This window comes from Roseateles sp. NT4 (genome assembly GCF_051857475.1).
Taxonomy (GTDB): Bacteria; Pseudomonadota; Gammaproteobacteria; order Burkholderiales; family Burkholderiaceae_C; genus Pelomonas.
Genome location: NZ_JBPZGZ010000004.1, coordinates 102,688 through 124,289, shown reverse-complemented (window position 1 = coordinate 124,289; position 21,602 = coordinate 102,688). Strand labels below are relative to the sequence as shown.

The 21,602-nt window shown below is 66.7% G+C and carries 17 protein-coding genes; 8 read left to right on the top strand and 9 right to left on the bottom strand.

What is annotated here, in order from left to right; genetic code table 11:
* Positions 1-4: 4 nt before the first annotated feature.
* The 5 genes from epsE to pstS form a co-directional block, all read right to left on the bottom strand.
* The gene (epsE, locus tag ACS5PN_RS23780) at positions 5-841 is read right to left on the bottom strand and encodes a polysaccharide export protein EpsE (RefSeq protein ID WP_439466504.1); all 837 of its coding nucleotides are present in this window, start codon (positions 839-841) and stop codon (positions 5-7) included.
* Positions 842-843: 2 nt separating this feature from the next.
* Positions 844-1,827 (bottom strand): EpsD family peptidyl-prolyl cis-trans isomerase, encoded by a 984-nt coding sequence (locus ACS5PN_RS23775; RefSeq protein ID WP_439466503.1) that lies wholly within the window; start codon positions 1,825-1,827, stop codon positions 844-846.
* A 454-nt stretch (positions 1,828-2,281) separates the two neighbouring features.
* A complete protein-coding gene (gene ubiE, locus ACS5PN_RS23770; protein ID WP_439466502.1) occupies positions 2,282-3,013 on the bottom strand; it encodes a bifunctional demethylmenaquinone methyltransferase/2-methoxy-6-polyprenyl-1,4-benzoquinol methylase UbiE in 732 nt (243 codons plus the stop codon).
* A gap of 7 nt (positions 3,014-3,020) precedes the next feature.
* Entirely contained in the window at positions 3,021-3,413 is a 393-nt protein-coding gene (locus tag ACS5PN_RS23765) for a gamma-butyrobetaine hydroxylase-like domain-containing protein (protein WP_439466501.1), read from the bottom strand.
* Between the two features lie 22 nt (positions 3,414-3,435).
* Positions 3,436-4,494 (bottom strand): phosphate ABC transporter substrate-binding protein PstS, encoded by a 1,059-nt coding sequence (gene pstS, locus ACS5PN_RS23760; protein WP_439466500.1) that lies wholly within the window; start codon positions 4,492-4,494, stop codon positions 3,436-3,438.
* Between the two features lie 110 nt (positions 4,495-4,604).
* Here pstS and ACS5PN_RS23755 point away from each other — a divergent pair, with 110 nt between their 5' ends.
* Positions 4,605-6,641 (top strand): M13 family metallopeptidase, encoded by a 2,037-nt coding sequence (locus ACS5PN_RS23755; RefSeq protein WP_439466499.1) that lies wholly within the window; start codon positions 4,605-4,607, stop codon positions 6,639-6,641.
* A 735-nt stretch (positions 6,642-7,376) separates the two neighbouring features.
* Here ACS5PN_RS23755 and ACS5PN_RS23750 read toward each other — a convergent pair.
* Complete coding sequence (locus tag ACS5PN_RS23750; protein WP_439466498.1) at positions 7,377-9,197, bottom strand: S8 family peptidase; 1,821 nt, start codon at positions 9,195-9,197, stop codon at positions 7,377-7,379.
* Between the two features lie 436 nt (positions 9,198-9,633).
* Here ACS5PN_RS23750 and ACS5PN_RS23745 point away from each other — a divergent pair, with 436 nt between their 5' ends.
* Complete coding sequence (locus ACS5PN_RS23745) at positions 9,634-10,131, top strand: hypothetical protein (protein ID WP_439466497.1); 498 nt, start codon at positions 9,634-9,636, stop codon at positions 10,129-10,131.
* On the opposite strand, the gene ACS5PN_RS23740 is transcribed toward ACS5PN_RS23745, so the two are convergent.
* Together ACS5PN_RS23740 and ACS5PN_RS23735 are read right to left on the bottom strand one after the other, a co-directional pair.
* Positions 10,104-10,544, bottom strand: coding sequence for an HIT family protein (locus ACS5PN_RS23740; RefSeq protein WP_439466921.1), 441 nt, complete (start codon positions 10,542-10,544; stop codon positions 10,104-10,106). The genes ACS5PN_RS23745 and ACS5PN_RS23740 overlap by 28 nt on opposite strands.
* 5 nt (positions 10,545-10,549) lie before the next feature.
* Complete coding sequence (locus tag ACS5PN_RS23735; protein ID WP_439466496.1) at positions 10,550-14,416, bottom strand: DUF3683 domain-containing protein; 3,867 nt, start codon at positions 14,414-14,416, stop codon at positions 10,550-10,552.
* Positions 14,417-14,650: 234 nt separating this feature from the next.
* On the opposite strand from ACS5PN_RS23735, the gene ugpB reads away from it, so the two are divergent.
* The 6 genes from ugpB to ACS5PN_RS23705 are packed head-to-tail and all read left to right on the top strand — an operon-like array spanning position 14,651 to position 20,263.
* Positions 14,651-15,946, top strand: a complete 1,296-nt coding sequence (gene ugpB / locus ACS5PN_RS23730) for a sn-glycerol-3-phosphate ABC transporter substrate-binding protein UgpB (RefSeq protein WP_439466495.1) — start codon at positions 14,651-14,653, stop codon at positions 15,944-15,946.
* A 9-nt stretch (positions 15,947-15,955) separates the two neighbouring features.
* A complete protein-coding gene (gene ugpA / locus ACS5PN_RS23725; RefSeq protein ID WP_439466494.1) occupies positions 15,956-16,843 on the top strand; it encodes a sn-glycerol-3-phosphate ABC transporter permease UgpA in 888 nt (295 codons plus the stop codon).
* Positions 16,843-17,691, top strand: coding sequence for a sn-glycerol-3-phosphate ABC transporter permease UgpE (ugpE, locus tag ACS5PN_RS23720; protein ID WP_439466493.1), 849 nt, complete (start codon positions 16,843-16,845; stop codon positions 17,689-17,691). The genes ugpA and ugpE overlap by 1 nt, the downstream gene beginning before the upstream one ends.
* Positions 17,692-18,747, top strand: coding sequence for a sn-glycerol-3-phosphate import ATP-binding protein UgpC (locus ACS5PN_RS23715; protein ID WP_439466492.1), 1,056 nt, complete (start codon positions 17,692-17,694; stop codon positions 18,745-18,747).
* On the top strand, positions 18,744-19,478 hold the full coding sequence (gene ugpQ / locus ACS5PN_RS23710; protein WP_439466491.1) for a glycerophosphodiester phosphodiesterase: 735 nt from the start codon (positions 18,744-18,746) through the stop codon (positions 19,476-19,478). The genes ACS5PN_RS23715 and ugpQ overlap by 4 nt, the downstream gene beginning before the upstream one ends.
* The gene (locus ACS5PN_RS23705; protein ID WP_439466490.1) at positions 19,475-20,263 is read left to right on the top strand and encodes a hypothetical protein; all 789 of its coding nucleotides are present in this window, start codon (positions 19,475-19,477) and stop codon (positions 20,261-20,263) included. The genes ugpQ and ACS5PN_RS23705 overlap by 4 nt, the downstream gene beginning before the upstream one ends.
* Here ACS5PN_RS23705 and ACS5PN_RS23700 read toward each other — a convergent pair.
* The gene (locus ACS5PN_RS23700; RefSeq protein ID WP_439466489.1) at positions 20,232-21,569 is read right to left on the bottom strand and encodes a histidine-type phosphatase; all 1,338 of its coding nucleotides are present in this window, start codon (positions 21,567-21,569) and stop codon (positions 20,232-20,234) included. The genes ACS5PN_RS23705 and ACS5PN_RS23700 overlap by 32 nt on opposite strands.
* Between the last annotated feature and the right edge of the window lie 33 nt (positions 21,570-21,602).

The following is a 21,602-nucleotide window of genomic DNA, read 5'->3' as shown; positions in this document are numbered from 1 at the left end:
GAAATCAGAACAGGCTTTCCTTGACGTAGACGACGTCGCCGTCCTTGACGCCGTCGTCCATGCCGGGCTGCATCACCTGCACCTTGCCGTCAGCACTCTTGCGGTGCACACGGATACCCCGCTCGGTGCCCCGCTGGGTCAGGCCGCCGCCGGCGGCGAGGACCTGCATGACGGTCATGCCGCGCTCGATCCGCATCGGCCCTGGACGCTGCACTTCGCCATAGATGTAGACCAGCGGCGCGCGGTCGACCCAGAGCACGTCGCCGTTTTGGATCAGCACGTCATTGGGTCGGCCTTGCTCCGCACTGGGGCCGAAGACGCTGGGCAGGTCGATTTCCATGCGGAAGGGCTTGCCCGCGCGGGTGCCGCTGAGCACCATGATTTCAGCGCCCGTGCTGGCGACGCCACCGGCATTGGCCAGCAGGTCGGTCATGCGCATGTCGGCAGTCTCGATCGGGTAGCGGCCCGGACGGTTGACCTGGCCGAGCACGCTGGCCTGGTTTCCCTTGACCTGCAGCAGCACCAGGGTCACCTGCGGCGACTTGACGAAGTTGCCGTTCTTCAGGCCGTCGGCGATGAGCTTCTCGGCGGCACTGACGCCCAGGCCGCCGATGCGCACATTGCCCAGCAGCGGGAAGCTGACGACGCCGGTTTCCGAGACGCGGGTTTCCAGCGTCAGGTCGGGGTTCTGGTAGACCACGATACGGATGACGTCGCCAGCGCCGAGGCGGTATTCGGCAGTGGAAGCAGCGGGAGTCGCGGCGGAAGCGCCTGCCTGGGCCTGGGCGCCGATGGCGCCGAGGCCGAGAGCTGCGGCGAGGAACAGTCGAGAGATACGCATCATCATTTCAGGCCCATGCCCTTGGAAATGGAAGCAGGATCCAGGCCACTGGCTGGAGCGGAAGGCGCCGCGGGCGCCGGGACGTCGGAGGCAGCGACAGGTGCGGCCGGTGCAGGCGCCACGGTGCCGGTCGCCCCGGCCGCCTGGGCGAACTTGCCGACATATTCAATCTTGGAGCTGTCGCGCAGGGACTTGAGATCCTTCTGCACGACCTCGGCCTTGCGCTGGTTCAGCAGGAAGGCTTCAATGGCGGGGCGGGCGCGGGCCTCATCGACGGGCTGGCTGCGCGAGCCGACGAGGAAAAGCACGGTCAGGCCGTTGGGGCCGGGGCTGACCATCGAGTCGCCATCCTTCATCTTGGAGATGGTGTCCAGTCCGGACAACGGCAGCTGCTCGGCGGCGCGCACGGCCTGGTTGCCGGCAAAGCGGATGTCGGCCGACTTCAGGTACTCGGCGAACTCGTTCAGGTTCTTGGCCGCCGCCAGCTTGGCGCGGATGGCTTCAAACTGCTCGGGCTTGGCCTCGATCTGCAGTTCCTGCAAGCTGTAGATGCGACGGTCCTTGAAGAGGGCCGGCTTGTCGTTGTAGTACTTGGAGATTTCGTCGGCGCTGGGCTTGGACACGCTTTCGCCCACGCGATCGGCATAGGCCCGCGCAATGATCTCGCGCTTGGCGAACTCCATCTGCTGCACGACGCGCGGGTCGCGGTCCAGCTTCTGCTCCTGGGCCTTCTGGACGGCGAGCTCCTGGTCGATCAGTCGCTCCAGCACCTGGCGGCTGGCGGCTTCAGCCTGCTCGGGCTTGAGGCCGGGCTGGCGCTGCAGCGCGAAGTTGATCTGGTGGACGGTGATCTCTTCCTTGTTGACCTTGGCTGCGGTCTGGGAGGCCTTGTCGCCCTTGTCACCACCGCAGGCCGTCAGCAGAGCCGCCGCTGCAACAACCGCCAACAACAGGGGAGAACGGTGCTTGTTCTGTTGGATTGCCATCTGATGAAGGTCCTTGTTATGCAGAGGAAGGGCACCCGCCCCACGAGCAGCAAACGAGTGTAGCCGTGCGAAATGTCACTAATCGGCGGCGCACGAAGCCATAACTGGGTTCGTGAGTGACGCGCGGTTAGAGCAAATGCAAGCGGGAAGTTCCCACACCCCCCACGTTCTTGGGGGATGGTCGCTTGCGATTGAGGATGACGCTTCCCGACGCCATTTGGTATTCGGATTCCGCATTCGGGCCGAGCGCTGGGCCGCTCCCGAGCCGGCCCGCTTGGGCGATGTGCTTGCGGCGCAATGCAGCAAGCATCGCCGTCCCCCAGGGGGCTGAGGCCGGACACAGTGAGTCCAGTGGACTCGCCGTGCCTGCTGAAGAGCTGCGGCACTGCCGCAGCGCGGTCTGCAAGACCGACTGGTCTGGCCCGCGTTCAGCGCGGCCAGACCAGGCGAGGGGTCAACACTTGATCCCGGCGTGCAGCGCCACGATCCCGGCGCTGAGGTTGTGCACATCTACATGGCCGAAGCCGGCCGTCTTCATCATGGCCTTCAGCGTCGCCTGGTCGGGGTGCATGCGGATGGATTCGGCCAGGTATTTGTAACTCGCGGCGTCGCCTGCGAACAGCGAGCCCAGCTTGGGCAGGATGTTGAAGGAGTACCAGTCGTAGGGCTTCTTCAACGGCTCGGCAATGCGCGAGAACTCCAGCACCAGCAGGCGGCCGCCCGGCTTCAGCACGCGGCACATCTCGGCCAGAGCCTGGTCCTTGTGCGTCATGTTGCGCAGGCCGAAGGCCACGCTGACGAGGTCGAAGCTCTCGCTCTTGAAGGGCAGCTTCTCTGCGTCGGCCAGGCTGGTGGGCAGGATGAGCCCCTCGTCGAGCAGGCGGTCGCGGCCCTGGCGCAGCATGGCCTCGTTGATGTCGGTGTGCACGACGACGCCGCTCTCGCCCACCTTGCGGGCGAAGGCGCGCGACAAATCACCCGTGCCCCCGGCGATGTCCAGGGCGCGCTCGCCCGGCTTCAGGTTGGCGACCTGCACGGTGTAGGCCTTCCACGCCCGGTGCAGTCCGGCCGACATGAGGTCGTTCATCAGGTCGTACTTGGACGCGACCGAGTCGAAGACGCCGCGGACCTTGCTGGCCTTCTCCGATTCGTCGACCGTGCTGAAACCGAAGTGGGTCTGTGTCATTTGGAATTCAATGCGAATGGCAGCTGCCGCCGCCCTTGACCGGCATGGCGTCGTCGCGGCCCTTACCAGCAGCGGCGAGCTTGGCCTCATAGTCGCGCCACAGCGCGTCCTGCTGGCTGCCGAGCTTGTAGAGATAGTCCCAGGAGAACAGGCCGCTGTTGTGGCCGTCGCTGAACTCGGGCCGCACGGCGTAGTGGCCCACCGGCTCCAGGCCCTTGATGCCGACCTCGCGCTTGCCGGTCTGCAGCACTTCCTGGCCCGGGCCATGGCCCATGACCTCGGCGGAGGGGCTGTAGACGCGCATCAGCTCGAAGGGGATGCTGAAACGCGCGCCGTCGTCGAAGGCGATCTCCAGCATGCGGGACCGCTGGTGGACGGTGATTTCGGTGGGCGCGGGCATGGCGTCAGTGTAGGCGCCCGCCTCAAAGCACCAGATAGGAAGGCACCACGCCGTCCTTGGGTTTGACCTGCGTGAAACGCGCGGCCAGGCGCGACTGCACGCTGACCGGCAGCGGCGCAAAACCGGTGCCGCGGGTCAGGTCGTCGCCGTGCATGAAGCACCAGTAAAGGTATTTCAGCGTCAGCGCCACCTTGGCCGAAGCCGCGGGTTCGGCGTCGACAAGGACGAAGCTGGTCAGCGTGATGGGCCAGGTCTCGTTGCCGGGTCGGTCCAGCAGCGTGGCCAGGTCGTCACCCTGGCGGTGCATGTCGCTCTCCAGGATGGCGGCACGGAAGCCCGCTTCGGTCGGCAGCACGAACTTGCCGGCGGCATTGCGAAGCTTCACGGCGGCCAGCTTGTCGCGCAGCACGCGGTCGTAGGACACATAGGCAATGGCGCCTGGCGTCGCGCGCAGCGTCTGCACCATGCCGTCGTTGCCTTCGGCCTTGAGCGGCTCGCCGGGCCAGGCCGGCGCCTGGCCGGCGCCCACCTCGGTCTTGAAGCTGGCCGACGAGCCAGCCAGGTAGCGGCTGAAGCCATCGCTGGTGCCCGACTTCTCGGCGCGCACGACGCGCTTGATGGCCAGGCCCGGCAGCCCGACGCCCGGGTTCAGCGCGGCGATGCGGGGGTCGTTCCAGCTCTTCACGCGGCCCATGAAGATCTCGGCCAGCACTTCGCCATTGAGCTGCAGCCCGGCGGGCGCGCCCGGCAGGTTGACGACCGGCACGATGCCCCCGACCAGCATCGGGATCTGCACCAGCTTTTGCTTGGCCAGCTCGGCCGCCGGCAGCGGCGAGTCGGTGCCGCCGAAATCCACCTTGCGGGCGCCGATCTGCTTGATGCCGTCGCCCGAGCCCGTGCCCTTGTAGGCCACCGCGGCGCCGCCGGCCTTCTCATAGGCCCGCGCCCAGGTGTCATAGACCTTGGCGGGGAAGGTGGCGCCCTGCCCTTGCACGGCTTGGGCAAGGGCGGCGGTGGACAGCAGCCACGAGGCCAGCAGGGCCAGCGTCGGACGCAGGAGAGCGGAAGGGGAAGCGGGCATGCGAAACCAGGGAGCTCGGGAAAAACCCGTAATCATGCCCTGTGTCTTCTGACCTTCTCTAGTGGCGCGCGCTCTAATCGTCAGCTTCTACGGCCATTCATTGCCCTGTCATGCCCCGTTTCGCTCGCCACAGCCTCGCCGCCGCAGCCACCCTGCTCGGCCTGGCCACCGCCGCACAGGCCCTCGACCTGGGCGGCCTGTCCAAGGACGTCAAGCCCTGCGACGACTTCTACGCCTTCGTCAATGGCAACTGGGAAGCCGCCACCGAGCTGCCCGCCAGCCGCGCCCGCATCGGCGGCTTCGAGGATCTGCGTCGCAGCAACGACGCTCTGCTGGACAAGGCACTGAAGGATCTGGTCGACAAGCCGGCGCTGCAGACCACGCCCGGCCTGAAGCTCATCGCCGCCTATTTCTCCAGCGGCATGGACGAGGCCACCATCGAGGCGCGCGGCATCAGCTCCGTCACGCCGCTGCTGAACCGCATCGACGGCCTGCAGCGCCGCGAGGACCTGCCCACCCTGCTGGCGCTGCTGAACCGCAGCGGCATCGACGCGCCGCTGAACTTCGGCGTGCAGCCCGACCGCAAGGACACGCGCCGCAATGTGCTGGGCCTGTCGCAGTCGCAGGCCGGCCTCGGTTTGCCGGACCGCGACGACTACTTCCGCAGCGACGAGCGCACCAAGAAGATCGGCACGGCCTACCGCGATTTCGCCAAGACGCTGCTGGCCGCCGCCAGCCGCCCGGCCAACGACGCCGAGCTGGACGCGCTGATGGCCTTCGAGACCCAGCTCGCCGAGGCCATGCGCGAGCGCGCCAAGCTGCGAGACCCCAACGCCAACTACAACCCCATGAGCCCAGCAGAACTCACGGCGGCCGCGCCGGGGTTCGACTGGAGCGCCTACCTGGCCGTGCTGACCGCCGGCGCCAAGCTGCCGCAGCGCTTCATCGTCGGCCAGCCCGAGGTCGCGACGCGCGTGGCCAAGCTGGCCGCGGACGCGCCGCTGGAGGTGTGGCGCCGCTACCTGACGCTGCGCGTGCTGGACACGCTGGCCCCCCGCCTGCCCAAGGCCTTCGCGAACGCCTCTTTCGAATACAAGGGCAAGGCCATCACCGGCCTGGAGGTGCCGCCGCCGCGCAGCGAAGACGTCATCCTGCGCATTGGTGGACGCACCGGCAGCGAGCCCCTGGGCCTGGCGCTGGGCGAGCCGTTCGTCGCACGCGCCTTCTCGCCCGAGGCGCAGAAGCGCGCCGTGCAGTTGGTGGACGATGTGCGCGCCAGCATGAAGGCCCGCATCGAGAAGCTGGACTGGATGACGCCTGGCACCAAGACCAAGGCGCTGGAGAAGCTGGCGAATATGCAGGCCAAGATCGGCGCTCCCGACAAATGGCCGCAGTACGAGGGTCTGCAGCTGAGCGGCAACGACTACGCCGGCAACTGGCTGAAGGTGGCGCTGTGGCACAGCGGCCAGCAGGTCAAGGACCTGGACTCGCCGGTGGAGCGCGGCCGCTGGCGCATGGCGCCGTACATCGTCAATGCCCAGGCCGGCGGCCTCAACGAGATCACCTTCCCGGCCGGCATCCTGCAGCCGCCCTTCTTCGACGCGAAGGCCGACGACGCCACCAACTACGGCGGCATCGGTATGGTGATAGGCCACGAGATCACCCACCACTTCGACGACAGCGGCCGCAACTTCGACGCCATCGGCACACTGACCGACTGGTGGACGCCGGCCGACGCGGCCGGCTACAAGGCCCGCTCCGACAAGGTGGCCGAGCGCTACAGCGCCATCTCGCCCCTGCCCGGCTACAACATCAACGGCCGGCTCACGCTGGGCGAGAACATCTCCGACATGTCGGGCCTGCCGATCGCCTACGAGGGTCTGCAGCGTGCGCTCAAGCGCAGCGGCGATGCCAACAAGCTCGTCGACGGCTACACGCCGGCCCAGCGCTTCTTCCTCAGCAACGCGCTGATCTGGCGCACCAAGGTCCGCCCCGAGTTCCTCATCAACCAGGTCCGCACCGACCCGCACTCGCCGGCCAAGTACCGCGTGCTGACGCCGATGAGCAACTCCGCCTATTTCGCGCAGGCCTTCAGCTGCAAGGCGGGTAGTGCGATGGTGGCGGCGGATCCGATCACGGTGTGGTGATCTGCGGTTTGCTGCTTTGATGGACGGGGCTTCGGCCCCGTTTTTTGTTGGGCGGTTGTGTTTGCCTGCGTCCTCATGACTCGCGTGCAGTGCCGCGGGAATCCGCCCCGCGATGGCGGGTAAATTTTCTCTGACGCGCCAGAGAAAAGTCACCAAAAGAGGAGCGCTGAATGCAATCCGCACTCGAGCGGCGGCACGCGCTCGCGATGCTCGGATTGGTCCGTGCCTACACGCGACCCGCTGCGCTCTCGCTGCTGTCCCTATGACGGGCATCACTGATCGCCACTTCACCACCGTTAACGCCGGCTGCACGCCGGGCTTATCAGGGAATACCGCGTCGCTGGGGCGACGGCGAGGGTAGTGGCACTCGTCGCGTCGCCCCAGCGACGCTGCAATTAGCATTTCTCGTGAGCCCGGCGTGCAGCCGCGCGTTCAGCGGACAGCTGGTGCGATGCGTCGTGCTCGTCATAGGGACAGCAGCGAGAGCGAAGCGGGTCGCGTCTTCCCGCAATGCCGGCGGATGTTTTCGCGCGCCGTTCATGGCGTCGTGATGCTGGTGTGCGGTTCAGGGCCTCTTCTTTGGTGACTTTCTTCTGGCCCCGCAGAAGAAAGTTACCCGGCCGCCGGGACGGACTCCCGGCAATGCAGCGATGAGGCGCCTGCTCCACCAAAGCACCCACCAAGACAAAAAAACGGGGCCGAAGCCCCGTTTCGCTTTTCAGGCCGAACGCCCGATTACCACTGCAGCTTCAGCGTGTAGGCGCCAGTGCCGCTGTAACGCAGCACTTGCACATACAGCGTGACCGAGCTGGAGCCGCCGTTGGCGTAGCTGGTGCTGTCGACCTGGCCGGCTGCCTTCTCGCTGCTGGCGAGCGTGGAACCCGAGCTGTTCTTGATGTACAGGTCGAAGTCGTTGCTGCTGCTGGCCATGGTCAGCGTCGCGGCCAGCGTCTTGCCAGCCGGCAGCGTCACCTTGAAGTAGTCGGTGTCGCTGGACGAGCTGATCGAGCCGGCCACGTTGGCGGGCGACGACACGGTGTTGGCCGTGCCGATCGTGCCGTTGGACTCTGTCTCGTTGACGGTCGGCAGGCCGCCGGTGCCCGTGATGGCCGTGACGGCGGCGGCGGCATCCAGGATGCCGGAGCCGCACTGCGAGCAGGTGCCAGGGAAGGCGCGGGCGCTGCTTTGCAGGGCGGCCTTGATCTGGTCCGGCGTGGCCGTCGGCTTGGCGCTGTACATCAGGGCGACGACGCCGGCCACGTGGGGCGTGGCCATCGAGGTGCCTTGGTAGTAAGCGTAGTTGTCGGCGCCTGGGCCCTGCGTGCCGGCATTGAGCGTGCTCAGGATGCCGTTGCTGCTGGACGAACGAACGTCACCACCAGGAGCGGCCAGCGTCACGATCGAACCGTAGTTCGAGTAGTAGGCGCGGCTGCCGTTGCGGTCCGTGGCTGCGACGGCGATGACGCCGGAGCAGTTGGCCGGGTTGGAGTTGCTGGCGTTCTGGTTCTCGTTGCCGGCCGCCACGACGACGGTGGTGCCACGCGAGCGGGCGCTGTTGATGGCGTTCTGCGAGGTCGTGTCGCAAGCGCCGCCACCACCCAGGGACATGTTGATGACCTTGGAAGGCGTGGCGTTGGTCGGCAGGCCCGAGACGGTGCCGCCCGAGGCCCAGATCATGCCGTCGGCGATGTCGGAGGTGTAGCCGCCGCATTTGCCCAGCACGCGCACGGGCTGCACCTTGGCGTTGAAGGCGATGCCGGCGACGCCGAGGGAGTTGTTGGTCTTGGCGGCGATGGTGCCAGCCACGTGGGTGCCGTGCCAGCTGGAGTTCTCGGCCGGTTCACCGGTGCCGCACTGGCCCGCGGTGACCCAGTCGCCCGGGTCGCTGGGGTCGCTGTCGCGGGCATTGCCGTCACCGGCCGTGGCGACGTCGGCAATCATGTCATAGCCGGCGACGATCTGGCCGGACAGGTCGGCATGGGGGCGGTAACCCGTGTCGATGACGGCAACGGTGACGCCGGAGCCGGTGGCCAGTTCCCAGGCGGCCGGGGCGCGAATGCCGCCGGTCGTCTCATACAGATCCCACTGCGAGCTGTAGTTCGTGTCGTTGGGCGTAAACAGCGGGTACATCTTGCGGTCCGGTTCCGCATAGGCGATGTTGGCGTCGGAAGCCTTGAGCTGATCGGCCACGCGCTGCATTTCGGTGTGCGTCAGCGGCTTGTTGAGCTTGAAGATGTGGGCGCCGGTACCGCTCTGGCGCACCAGCTTGGCGGTGGCACCGCGCAGGGCCAGGGCGGAATTGAGGGCGCTCAGGCGCGTGTCCAGCGCGACGGTGGTGATGGCCTGGGCGCGCATGACGCCGGCGTCCTTGGTGTCGGCGACGGAAGCGTCGCGATAGCTGACGATGAGGCGGTCAGTGCTGGTGGCACGCTGGCGCAGATTGGTCAGGCCCTGGTCAACCACGGCCTGGGACACGCCGGCCTGGCTCACGCCTGCGGTCAGCAGGCCACAGGCCAGAGCGAGCATGGTTCTCTTGTTGGCAAAAGCAAAACTCATTTGGTGATTTCCGGAAAAGTCGCCGTGGCAGACGGCGCACTGGCTCGGCCCGCGGGATCTCCACGAGAAGCGCCACTGGTTTTTCAGTTCGCCGGCGGGACTCAACCCAACAACCCAAACGCTCCCGCCGGCCTGGCGCTATCCGAAGCGGCGCGCAGTGTGTCCGCGCCGCGAAGGAAGGCTTGTCACCGGCCGCAGTGACGGAAGTAACCCTAGCGGGGAAGCCCGGATGACAGCGTCTGTGACGAATGGCATGCAGCCCTCAAAAAGTGCGATCCGGTCCATCTGCAATTCAGTCGCGCTTTCCCGCGGGTCGTCGCACGCCGACGGCAACTCATCGCTTGCGGCTTGGGCCCGCTCACTCACACGCCTAGCCTGACGACAGGTCGACGCATTTCGCGGCGCCCATCTCGCCAGAACCCCACAGGAGCTTGTCATGTCCACCCGCTACTCGATCGCCCAGCGCACCCCCCTGCTCAACAGCCTGTTTGCAGGCGCCGCCTGCGCCATCACGCTGGCCCTCGCCGCAGGTCCGGCGCTGGCCGCCCCTGGAGACCTGGAACGCGTGGAAGTCAGTGGCCGCGTCGTCGAGGCGCCGGTGCGCTACGACATCCACAACGCCTGCGCCAACCTGGACCGCCAACTGGCGGACGCGCTGCAGACAACGTGGGAAAACGAGCGCCGCGTCGGCCAGGTGAAGGTGCAACTCGTCATCGACAACGGTGAAGTTGCCGCCGTCAGGACCAGCGGCATTTCCAACCGCATCGAGCGCACCGTGCGCAACGCGACCAACATGCTGGAGTGCGGCCCGCAGCAGACGGCAGGCGCGCAGATCTATCGCTTCCGCGTCGACTTCATCAACCCCGAGGACAGCCGCTACCAGCAGCTCGCCAGCGCCAAGCGCGGCTACCGGATCGCGATGGTCAACGAGTGAAGGACGGCGTCATCGACGCGTTGAAGCGGCAGCGGTAGACGCTCTACCGCCGGGCCGCTGACCTCGCGCTGCGGCGCGGCCCAGACCGGCGCCGGGAAATGGCTGTCCCAGTCGAAACGCGCGATGACATGCCAGTGCAGATGGGGCACGACATTGCCAAGACTGGCGATGTTGACCTTGGTCGGCGACAGCAAAGACCTTAGGGCCCGCTCGATCTCGGTGACAGCGTCCATGCAGGCGTGTCTATCCGTGACCGGGAGGTCGCTGAACTCGGCGACATGCGCGTTCCAGATGAGTCGGTAGAAGGCCGGGAAGCGCTGCGCTTCCTCGCCGTCGACGACACGCACGACGCGGAACTGCGGCGTGCGGGCGACGACGAGGCCGCCGTCGCCGTCACACAGCGGGCAGAGCACGCCACTCACACCAGCACCCGCTCGATGCCGCCGTTGTTGGCCTTGGCCACGTAGTTGGGCATCCAGTTCGGCCCCAGGATCTGGTTGGCCATCTCGACGACGATGTAGTCGGCCTCGAGCAGGCCGTTCTGCAGGTCGTTGCCGTAGCGGGAGAGGCCCTGCAGGCAGCTCGGGCAGGAGGTCAGGATCTTCAGGTTTTCATCCGCGCCGACCTTGCCCGACTCGCGCAGGGCGGCCTCGGTCTTGCGCAGCTCCTCTTCCTTGCGGAAGCGCACCTGCGTCGAGATGTCGGGCCGCGTGACGCCCAGCGTGCCGCTTTCGCCGCAGCAACGCTCGCTCTTCACGACGTCCTCACCGACGAGGGCCTTCACCGTCTTCATCGGCTCCTGCAGCTTCATCGGCGAATGGCAGGGGTCGTGGTACAGATAGCTGTTCTTGGAGCCGAGCGTGATGCCCTTTTCCAGCAGGTACTCGTGGATGTCGATGATGCGGCAGCCGGGGAAGATGTCCTCGAACTTGTAGCCCTGCAGCTGGTCATAGCAGGTGCCACAGCTGACCACCACGGTCTTGATGTCGAGATAGTTCAGCGTGTTGGCGACGCGGTGGAAGAGCACCCGGTTGTCGGTGATCATCTTCTCGGCCTTGTCGAACTGGCCCGAGCCGCGCTGCGGATAGCCGCAGCACAGATAGCCGGGCGGCAGCACCGTCTGCACGCCGGCGTGCCAGAGCATCGCCTGGGTGGCCAGGCCCACCTGGCTGAACAGGCGCTCCGAACCGCAGCCGGGGAAATAGAACACGGCCTCCGTCTCGCTCGGCGTGGCCGGCGGGCGGATGATGGGCACGTAGTCCTTGTCCTCGATGTCCAGCAGCGCCCGCGCCGTTTTCTTGGGCAGGCCGCCGGGCAGCTTCTTGTTGATGAAGTGGATCACCTGTTCCTTGATGGGCGCGCTGCCGACGGTGGCGCGCGGGGCGCTCGTCTGCTTGCGGCCGGCAGGTTTGAACAGGTCCACCGCAAAGCGCTGCGCCTTGAAGCCAATGCCCACCATGGCCGTGCGGGCCAGCTTGATGGTCTCGGGATTGGTCGCGTTCAGCATGAACATGGCCGCCGCATTGCCGGGGCGCCAGGTCTTCTGGCCCATCTTGCGCAACAGGTTGCGCATGTTCATGGTCACGTCGCCGAAGTCGATCTTGACCGGGCACGGCGTCAGGCATTTGTGGCAGACCGTGCAGTGGTCGGCCACGTCCTCGAACTCCTGCCAATGCTTGATGGACACGCCGCGGCGCGTCTGCTCCTCGTAAAGGAAGGCCTCGACGAGCAGGGAGGTGGCGAGGATCTTGTTGCGCGGGCTGTAGAGCAGGTTGGCGCGCGGCACATGCGTGGCGCAGACCGGCTTGCACTTGCCGCAGCGCAGGCAGTCCTTGACCGAGTTGGCGATCTCGCCGATGTCGCTCTGCTGCATGATCAGCGACTCGTGCCCCATCAGGCCGAAGGACGGCGTGTAGGCATTGCGCAGGTCGGCCGGCATGGCTTCATCGCGGAGCAGCTTGCCCTTGTTGAAGCGGCCCTCCGGGTCGACGCGCTTCTTGTAGGCCGTGAAGTTGGCCAGCTCGTCGTCGGTCAGGAACTCGAGCTTGGTGATGCCGATGCCATGCTCGCCCGAGATGACGCCATCCAGCGAGCGCGCCAGCACCATGATGCGGGCCACGGCCTCGTGGGCCGTCTGCAGCATCTGGTAGTTGTCGCTGTTGACGGGGATGTTGGTGTGCACATTGCCGTCGCCGGCGTGCATGTGCAGGGCCACCCAGACGCGGCCGCGCAGCACTTCCTTGTGGATGCGCTTGAGCTCGGCGATCAGCGGCTCGAAGGCCGCGCCGTTGAAGAGGGCCTGCAGGGGCTTGAGGATCTGGGTCTTCCAGGACGCGCGCAGCTCGTGTGTCTGCAGGCCATCGAAGAAACCGGCATCAAGGCCGTTGAGCCATTGCTGCCACAGCTCGCCCACCTCGCGCAGCAGGGTCAGCGCCTGCTGCACCCGGTCTTCCAGCAACTCGGCCGTCGGGATCTCGCCGGCATCGTCGCTCTTGCCCAAGGGCAGCTTGCCCGTCATGAACAAGGCCTGCAAGGCCGCCACCAGGGCCAGCTTGTTGCGCAGGGAGAACTCGATGTTGATGCGCTCGATGCCCAGCGTGTATTCGCCCATGCGGTGCAGCGGGATCACCACGTCCTCGTTCACCTTGAACGCGTTGGTGTGCTTGCTGATGGCCGCGGTGCGCTTGCGGTCCAGCCAGAACTTCTTGCGCGCATCGGCGCTGACGGCCACGAAGCCCTCGCCCGAGCGGCCGTTGGCCAGGCGCACGACCTCGGAGGTGGCGCGCGCCACCGCGTCGGCATCGTCGCCGGAGATGTCGCCCACCAGCACCATCTTGGGCAGGCCGCCACGCTTGCTCTTGGTGGAGTAGCCCACCGCCTTCAGGTAGCGGTCGTCCAGATGCTCCAGGCCCGCCAGCAGCACGCCGGTGTCGGCAATCGAGAACATGTAGTCCTTGATGTCGACGATGCTGGGCACGCAGTCCTTGGGGTTGCCGAAGAACTCCAGGCAGACGGTGCGCGTGTGCGCCGGCATGCGGTGCACGATCCAATGCGCGCTGGTGATGAGGCCGTCGCAGCCTTCCTTCTGGATGCCCGGCAGGCCGGCGAGGAACTTGTCCGTCACGTCCTTGCCCAGGCCCTCCTTGCGGAAGACGCGGCCGGGGATGTCCAGGCGCTCGGTCTTCTCCAGCGTCTTGCCCGTGGCGTCGTAGTAGCGCAGCTCGAAGCTCGCGACTTCCACGTCATGGATTTTGCCGAGGTTGTGGTTGAGGCGGGTCACCTCCAGCCACTTGGCCTCGGGCGTCACCATCTTCCAGCTGGCCAGGTTGTCCAGGGCCGTGCCCCAGAGCACGGCCTTCTTGCCGCCGGCGTTCATGGCGACATTGCCGCCGATGCAGCTGGCCTCGGCCGAGGTCGGGTCCACCGCGAAGACGAAGCCATGGGCTTCGGCCAGGTCGGCCACGCGCTGGGTGACGACGCCGGCCTCGCTGAAGATGGTCGGCACCTCGCGGTCCAGGCCGGGCAGGCGCAGCATCTCGACGCCGCGCAGGGCCTCGAGCTTCTCGGTGTTGATGACGGCGCTGTTCCACACCAGCGGGATGGCGCCGCCGGTGTAGCCGGTGCCGCCGCCGCGCGGGATGACGGTCAGGCCCAGCTCGAAGCAGGCGCCCACCAGGCCGGCCATCTCACCCTCGGTGTCGGGCGTCAGCACGACGAAGGGGTATTCCACGCGCCAGTCGGTCGCGTCCGTCACATGGGACACACGGGACAGGCCATCGAACTTGATGTTGTCCTTGGCGGTGTGGCGGGCCAGGGTCTTGGCCGCGCGCTTGCGCAGGCCGGCGACGCTGTCGAAGAACTTGGCGAACTCGGTCACCGCGCCACGCGCGGCCAGCAGCAGCTCGCCCACGGCGGCGTCGCGCTGGGCGTCGCCTTCAGGGTCGCGGCGCTTCTGCACCTCGGTCAGGCGGTGGTTCAGCGCTTCAATCAGCTGCCCGCGGCGGCGTGGGTTGTCCAGCAGGTCGTCCTGCAGATAGGGGTTGCGCTGCACCACCCAGATGTCGCCCAGCACCTCGTACAACATGCGCGCGGATCGGCCCGTGCGGCGCTCCAGCCGCAGCTGGTCCAGCAGCTCCCAGGCCCGGGAACCCAGCAGGCGGATGACGATCTCGCGGTCGGAGAACGACGTGTAGTTGTAGGGAATCTCACGCAACCGGGGGGCTGCGCTCTCGTCCGCCGAATTCGAAGCATCGGCGGTGGGCATCAAGGGATGCGGTGCGTTCATGGCAACCGGCTGGGCCGGGAAAGAAGCCTGGGAAGGCTGGTTCGGGCGGGCAGCGGCTCGGGTCGGCAGCAGGGCGGGCAAGGATCGCCCGGCTTGTGGCCACAGCCCCTCGCGCAGGGGTTGGAATCCTAACCGAGGGGGGCTTCTCCCCAGGGCCGCACCGTGTTTGCCCGCCATTCGTGCCTCAGCAAGCGGCGCTATGCTGGCCCGCAAAACATCTCAAGGAGACACTGGATGAAGTCGTTTGCCCTCGCTGCGGTGCTGACCGCCCTGGCGTTCCAGGCCCAGGCACAGATCGAGATCCAGTGGTGGCACGCCATGGGCGGCGCGCGGGGCGAGTGGATCAACGACCTGGCCCGCGACTTCAACGCCAGCCAGAAGGATTACAAGGTCGTGCCCACCTTCAAGGGCACCTATGACGAATCCATGCCGGCGGCCATCGCGGCCTTCCGGGCCGGCAATGCCCCTCACATCCTGCAGGTCTTCGAGGTCGGCACGGCCACCATGATGGCCAGCAAGGCCGCCATCAAGCCCGTGCACGACCTCATGAAGGAGGCCGGCATCCCCTTCGAGCCAGGCGCCTATGTGCCGGCAGTGGCCAGCTACTACACGGCCCCCAACGGCCAGATGCTGAGCTTCCCCTTCAACAGCTCGACGACCGTCTTCTTCTACAACAAGGACGCGCTGAAGGCCGCCGGGGTCGACAAGCCGCCCAGCAGCTGGCCCGAAGTGGCTTCGGCTGCCGCCAAGCTCAAGGCCAATGGCAGCAAATGCCCGCTGACCACCTCCTGGATGAGCTGGACCCAGCTGGAGAGCTTCTCGGCCTGGCACAACGTCGAATTCGCCTCCAAGAACAACGGCTTCGGCGGCCTGGACGCCCGCCTGGCCTTCAACACGCCGCTGCACCTGCGCCATATCGAGAATCTGGCCAACATGGCCAAACAGGGGCTGTTCGTCTACAAGGGCCGCGGCAACTCGCCGGACGCCACCTTCATCTCGGGCGAATGCGCCATGACGACGGCTTCGTCCAGCATCTACGGCGATATCAAGAAGAGCGCCAAATTCGCCTTCGGCACCGCGCCTCTGCCCTATTACCCCGACGTGCCCGGCGCGCCGCAGAACACCGTCATCGGCGGCGCCAGCCTGTGGGTGATGTCGGGCAAGAAGCCGGCCGAATACAAGGGTGTGGCCAAGTTCTTCGAATACCTGGCACGGGCCGACGTGGCCTCGGAAAGCCACAAGCGCACCGGCTATCTGCCTGTCACCAAAGCGGCCTTCGTGGCCACCGAGGCCAGCGGCTTCTACAAGGCCAATCCGGGCAGCGACGTGGCCGTCAACCAGATGATCCGCAAGACGACGGACAAATCGCGCGGTGTGCGCCTGGGCAACCACCCGCAGATCCGCACCATCGTGGACGAGGAGTTCGAGCTGATCTGGGCCGGCAAGAAGACGGCCAGGGAAGGCATCGATGCGGCCATCCAGCGCGGCAACGAGCAACTGGACAAGTTCGCTCGCACCGCAAAGCTCTGATCGGCTGACATGGCCCAGGAGAAGCGCGTCGTCTTCCGCTCCCGCTGGCTGCCCTGGCTGCTGCTGGCGCCGCAGGCTGCCGTCATTGCCGTGTTCTTTTTCTGGCCGGCGGGCCAGGCCCTGTTGCAGTCGCTGCAGCAGCAGGACGCCTTCGGCCTGTCGACCGAATGGGTGGGCCTGGCCAACTTCCAGGCCCTGTGGGCGGACGCGAGCTATCTTGCATCGTTCAAGACCACGGCTCTGTTCTCCATCCTCGTCGCGGTGCTGGGACTGTCCATCTCGCTGCTGTTGGCCGTCATGGCCAACCGCGTGGTGAGCGGCGCCGGCCTCTACAAGACCCTGCTGATCTGGCCCTATGCCGTGGCGCCGGCCATCGCCGGCGTGCTGTGGCTCTTCATGTTCGCGCCCTCCATCGGCGTCGTGGCTTACGGTCTGCGCGCAATGGGCTTCGAGTGGAACCACCTGCTCAATGCCGACCACGCCATGATGCTGATCGTCATGGCTGCGGTCTGGAAGCAGATCTCCTACAACTTCCTGTTCTTCCTGGCCGGCCTGCAGTCCATTCCGCGCTCGCTGATCGAGGCCTCGGCAATAGACGGCGCCAGCCCCTGGCGGCGCTTCTGGGACGTGACCTTCCCGCTGCTGTCGCCGACCAGCTTCTTCCTGCTGGTCATCAACGTCGTCTACGCCTTCTTCGACACCTTCGGCATCGTCGACGCCGCGACGCAAGGCGGGCCGGGCAAGGAGACGGCCATCCTGGTTTACAAGGTCTATCACGATGGCTTCAAGGCCCTGGACCTGGGCGGTTCGGCCGCGCAGAGCGTGGTGCTGATGGTCATCGTCATCAGCCTGACGGTGCTGCAGTTCCGCTTCGTGGAGAAAAAGGTGCAGTACTGATGGTTGAGAGAAAGCCTTGGCTGGACTGGCTGGCCCACGCCATCTTGCTGCTGGGTGTGGCCGTGGTGGCCTTCCCGCTCTACGTCACCTTCGTGGCCGCCACGCAGACGGCCGACGCCATCGTGCATGCGCCCATGCCCCTGGTGCCGGGCGGCCATTTCATCGAGAACGTGACCACGGCGCTCGGTGGCGGCACGGGCGCGGGCTCCAGCGCCCCGGTCGCCCGCATGCTGTGGGTGAGCTTCGTGATGGCCGTGGTCATCGCCGTCGGCAAGATCGCCATCTCCCTGCTGTCGGCCTTTGCCATCGTCTACTTCCGCTTCCCGCTGCGCCAGCTCTTCTTCTGGGCCATCTTCGTGACGCTGATGCTGCCGGTGGAGGTGCGCATAGGGCCGACCTACCAGGTCGTGGCCGACCTGAAGATGCTCAACAGCTATGCCGGCCTGACCGTGCCGCTGATCGCCTCGGCCACCGCCACCTTCCTGTTCCGCCAGTTCTTCCTGACCGTACCGGACGAGCTGGTGGAGGCCTCGCGCATCGACGGCGCCTCGCCGCTGCGCTTCTTCAAGGACGTGCTGCTGCCGTTGTCCCGCACCAGCATCGCCGCCCTCTTCGTCATCCAGTTCATCTACGGCTGGAACCAGTACCTCTGGCCGCTGCTGGTGACGACCGACGAGTCCATGTACCCCGTCGTCATCGGCATCAAGCGAATGATCAGCGGCGGCGAAGCGGCCAATGACTGGAACATCGTCATGGCGACCGCGCTTCTGGCCATGATCCCGCCCGCGCTGGTGGTGATCCTGATGCAGCGCTGGTTCGTCAAGGGCTTGGTCGATACCGAGAAATAAATGGCCTCCATTTCTATTCGCAAGCTGATCAAACGGTACGGCCACGGCGCCAAGGCCGTGCAGGTCATCCACGGCGTCGACGCCGAGGTCAAGGACGGCGAGTTCGTCGTCATCGTCGGCCCCTCGGGCTGCGGCAAGTCGACGCTGCTGCGCATGGTGGCCGGGCTGGAGGAGGTCAGCGAGGGCGAGATCGCCATCGGTGCCCGCGTCGTCAACGACGTGGAGCCGGCCGATCGCGACATCGCCATGGTGTTCCAGAACTACGCCCTCTACCCGCACATGAGCGTGGCCGAGAACATGGCCTACGGCCTGAAGCTTCGCAAGATGCCCAAGGCCCAGATAGCCGAGCGCGTTCAGCGTGCCGCCAAGATCCTGGAGCTGGGCCATCTGCTGGAACGCAAGCCGCGCGAGCTGTCCGGCGGCCAGCGCCAGCGTGTCGCCATGGGCCGCGCCATCGTGCGCGACCCGCAGGTCTTCCTCTTCGACGAGCCCTTGTCCAACCTGGACGCCAAGCTGCGTGTGCAGACGCGGCTGCAGATCCAGAAGCTGCACCGTGAGCTGGGCGTCACGTCGCTGTTCGTCACCCACGACCAGGTCGAGGCCATGACGCTGGCCCAGCGCATCATCGTCATGAACGGCGGCCGCATCGAGCAGATGGGCACGCCCGAGGAGGTCTACGGCACACCGGCCTCCACCTTCGTCGCCAGCTTCATCGGCTCGCCCGCCATGAACCTGTTGGCGGGCCGCCAACACGGTGGACAGTTCCACATCGACGGCGCGGCGCTGGACGTACCGCCTGGCGTCGAGGGCGACCTCACGCTGGGCCTGCGCCCCGAGCACGCCCAACTCGCCGAACGCGGCTGGCCGCTGCACGTCGAGATGATCGAGATGCTGGGCGCCGAACGCCTGGTCTACGGCAAGCTGGGGGCCGCCACGCCCTTCACGCTGCGGCTGGACGCCACCCTGCCCTCGCCGGCCCCCGGTGATTGGCTGCACCTGGCGTTCAATCCGCTGCATCTGCACCGCTTCGACGCCAAGACGGGACAAAGGCTATGAACACGCCCTGGCTCTATCCGCTGTGGATCGCCCACCGCGGCGCCGGCAAGCTGGCACCGGAGAACACGCTGGCCTCCTTCCGCCTGGGCCTGCAGCACGGTTTTCGGGCCTATGAGTGCGACCTGAAACTGAGCCGCGACGGCCAGGCGTTTCTGCTGCACGACGACACGCTGGAGCGCACCAGCAGCGGCCAGGGCTCGCCGGCCGACCAGGACTGGGCGGCGCTGTCGCGACTGGACGCCGGCGCCTGGCACAGCCCGCCCTTCACCGCCGAGCCGCTGGCGCGGCTGGAGCAGATCGCCGCCTTCTGCCAGGCCAATGGCTGCGCCATCAACATCGAGATCAAGCCCTGCCCCGGCGAGGAGACCCGCACCGGCACCGTCGTCGCCCGCGAGGCGGCGCGCCTGTGGGCCGGCGCCCTGCCGCCGCTGATGAGCAGCTTCAAGCCCGAAGCCTTGGCCGCCGCGCGCGACGCCGCGCCCGAGCTGCCCCGCGGCTTGCTGCTGGACAAGCTCTGGGAGGGTTGGTTTGAAGCCGCCGAGGCCCTGGGTGTCGTTGCCGTCATCACCAACTACTGGCTGATGGACAAGGCGCTGATCGAGCGCCTGCATGCCAGGGGCTGGCGGGCCTTGGTCTACACGGTCAACGATGCGGCGATCGCCGAGCGGCTGATTGCAGACGGCATCGACGGCATCATCACGGACGCTGTCGATCAACTCGGACCTGCATGAAGCTTCGTCTCGTCTCGCTCCTGCTCGCCCTGGCACCTGCGCTGTGCTGGGCCGCGGCCCCCGACTGCGTCTCCTCACCCCAGATCGCCCTCGACAAGATCGAGGCCAAGATCATCGTGGTTGGCGAGTTGCGCGGCACCGAGCAGGCACCCGCCTTCGTCGGTCAACTGGCTTGTGGTCTGTTGAAGCTGAATCGCCCGGTCATCGTGGCGCTGGAACGCCATGGCTCGGAGCAGGAAGCACTGAACCGCTATCTGGCCTCAACCGGCCAGACGGCGGACGTTCAGGCACTGCTGTCGGCAATGGCGCGGACCCAGCCGCCACAGAACAGTCGCAACAGCCAGGCCCTGCTGAAACTCATCGAGCAGTTGCGACAGTGGCGGCAGACGGGCCAGCCTGTGGGCGTGCTGGCCATGCTGGGCAGTCATCAACCGGTCGCACCGCTTGAGGGCCTTCAGAGGCGATCCCTGACGGTGGATGAGCTGTACCGGTTGAACGCCCTCTCCGACCGCGGCATGGCCGACAGCGTCTGGATCGCCTCGGTCGTGCATTCCGGCTACACCGTCGTCGCGCTGGCCGGCGATGTGCAGGCAGCAGTGGGCTCGAAGGCCCGTGCCCAGTTCATGGCTACGCCCTCCTTCGCAGACGTGCTGTCAGGTTATGCGCCCATCCATGTCATCGGCCTGACCAGCGGGCGCAGCCAGATGTTCATGGCAGATTCCAGGATCGACTCCCGCGTCGAACTCGACGAAATCACCGCATCGCCGCCGGCCGGTAGCAATTGAGCAGCGCCGTCACGCGGTAGAAGTGACTGCCCGGCCGCAACCGCGCGCCATCGCAGGCCGGCTTGAAATCGGCCTCGCCCTCGTTCAGCAGCATTCGCACCAGGCGCTCGCCGTCCTGGGCACGCCAGACTTCCCACTGCACATTGGCCGCCATCGGAATGACGTTCTCGGTGCGCCAGGGGCTGGTCGCGTAGCTGTAGGGCTTGGAGCGCGGCAGCGGCTGGTGCACGCCGGCAATGCCAATGGCCGATACCAGCGGCGCGACGATCTCGGCGTGGGTGAAGCGCAGCACGGCGCCTTCGCCGTTCGCGAGCCGGTCCAGCATGTCGTCCAGCAACTGCGTCGCGACGTCGTAGGCCGCCGGACCGGTCTCGATGAGGCCCGGCCCTTTTTTGTAGAAGTCCTCGGCATCGTCATGCTCGATGAACACCGCAGCGGCTTCGGCCGACACATAGGCCGAGAAGTCGCGCGCCAGTTCCAGCCTCAGGTCGGCAGCCGCGCCGCGCAGGTCAACGACATTCTGGGCGGCGTCCAGGGGCTTGGCAATGCCGTCGACGAACTCGGCGCTGTAGAGACCTGTGAGCACTGCGCGCGCCGCGGCTGGCAGGCGCGGATCGGCATCGATGCGCTGCTGCTGCGCCGCCAGCTCCGGCCCTCGCACCCAGGCCTGGTAAGCGAGGCTGCGCTTCAGCGTGGCTTGGCGGGCCGGCGTGTCGGCCACGTCGCGCGATTCGTTGAGGCGGTGGAAGTACAGCAGGAAGCGGTCCGAACCCCAGTTCGCCGGCACGCGGGCTTTGGGCGCCGCGCGGCGAAGTGACTCGACGAAGCTGCGTGAGCTGTCCACGGCGCGGTCCACACCCGAGCTGAGAACTTCGACATTCGGGCCAGCCTCGAACAGTGCCGGCAGCCGCGCCACCATGCGCTGCGCCAACTGCTCGTGCTCGACCACGCCGAGGCGGCTCAGGTTGCCGTAGCCGATGCCTCGCTGCGCCTCGATGAAGCGCTGCAGGTCGACGCCGAACTGCTGGCCCAGCGGCGTCAGCGCGCCTTTGGACTCAGCCGCACGCCACAGCTTAAGCGCCGCCCCATCACTGCCGGCCTTGGTCAGCCCCCGACTGCCATGGCGCGCTACCAGCTGAACGGCCACCGGCGTTGAGCTCGCGGGAGGCGCCTCATAGCGGGCCACATCCTGGCGCGGCGCATAGGGCGTCTTGGAGCCGAGGTTCTGGCTTGCTTCAGCCGTGTGACAAGCCAGCACCCAGCCGACGCACAACAACAGTCGGGCGATGTCATCGCCGATTCGCATGGGCTTTCTAGGCTGCGCGGTTTTCTCTTGCAT

Coding starts and splice junctions, on each gene's coding strand:
- ACS5PN_RS23745 (WP_439466497.1), top strand. CDS start 9,634: ATGTCCACCCGCTACTCGATCGCCCAGCGCACCCCCCTGCTCAACAGC.
- ugpE (WP_439466493.1), top strand. CDS start 16,843: ATGGTTGAGAGAAAGCCTTGGCTGGACTGGCTGGCCCACGCCATCTTG.
- ACS5PN_RS23750 (WP_439466498.1), bottom strand. CDS start 9,197: ATGAGTTTTGCTTTTGCCAACAAGAGAACCATGCTCGCTCTGGCCTGT.
- ACS5PN_RS23700 (WP_439466489.1), bottom strand. CDS start 21,569: ATGCGAATCGGCGATGACATCGCCCGACTGTTGTTGTGCGTCGGCTGG.
- ugpA (WP_439466494.1), top strand. CDS start 15,956: ATGGCCCAGGAGAAGCGCGTCGTCTTCCGCTCCCGCTGGCTGCCCTGG.
- ACS5PN_RS23715 (WP_439466492.1), top strand. CDS start 17,692: ATGGCCTCCATTTCTATTCGCAAGCTGATCAAACGGTACGGCCACGGC.
- ubiE (WP_439466502.1), bottom strand. CDS start 3,013: ATGACACAGACCCACTTCGGTTTCAGCACGGTCGACGAATCGGAGAAG.
- ACS5PN_RS23775 (WP_439466503.1), bottom strand. CDS start 1,827: ATGGCAATCCAACAGAACAAGCACCGTTCTCCCCTGTTGTTGGCGGTT.
- ACS5PN_RS23765 (WP_439466501.1), bottom strand. CDS start 3,413: ATGCCCGCGCCCACCGAAATCACCGTCCACCAGCGGTCCCGCATGCTG.
- ugpB (WP_439466495.1), top strand. CDS start 14,651: ATGAAGTCGTTTGCCCTCGCTGCGGTGCTGACCGCCCTGGCGTTCCAG.
- ACS5PN_RS23705 (WP_439466490.1), top strand. CDS start 19,475: ATGAAGCTTCGTCTCGTCTCGCTCCTGCTCGCCCTGGCACCTGCGCTG.
- epsE (WP_439466504.1), bottom strand. CDS start 841: ATGCGTATCTCTCGACTGTTCCTCGCCGCAGCTCTCGGCCTCGGCGCC.
- ugpQ (WP_439466491.1), top strand. CDS start 18,744: ATGAACACGCCCTGGCTCTATCCGCTGTGGATCGCCCACCGCGGCGCC.
- ACS5PN_RS23735 (WP_439466496.1), bottom strand. CDS start 14,416: ATGAACGCACCGCATCCCTTGATGCCCACCGCCGATGCTTCGAATTCG.
- ACS5PN_RS23755 (WP_439466499.1), top strand. CDS start 4,605: ATGCCCCGTTTCGCTCGCCACAGCCTCGCCGCCGCAGCCACCCTGCTC.
- pstS (WP_439466500.1), bottom strand. CDS start 4,494: ATGCCCGCTTCCCCTTCCGCTCTCCTGCGTCCGACGCTGGCCCTGCTG.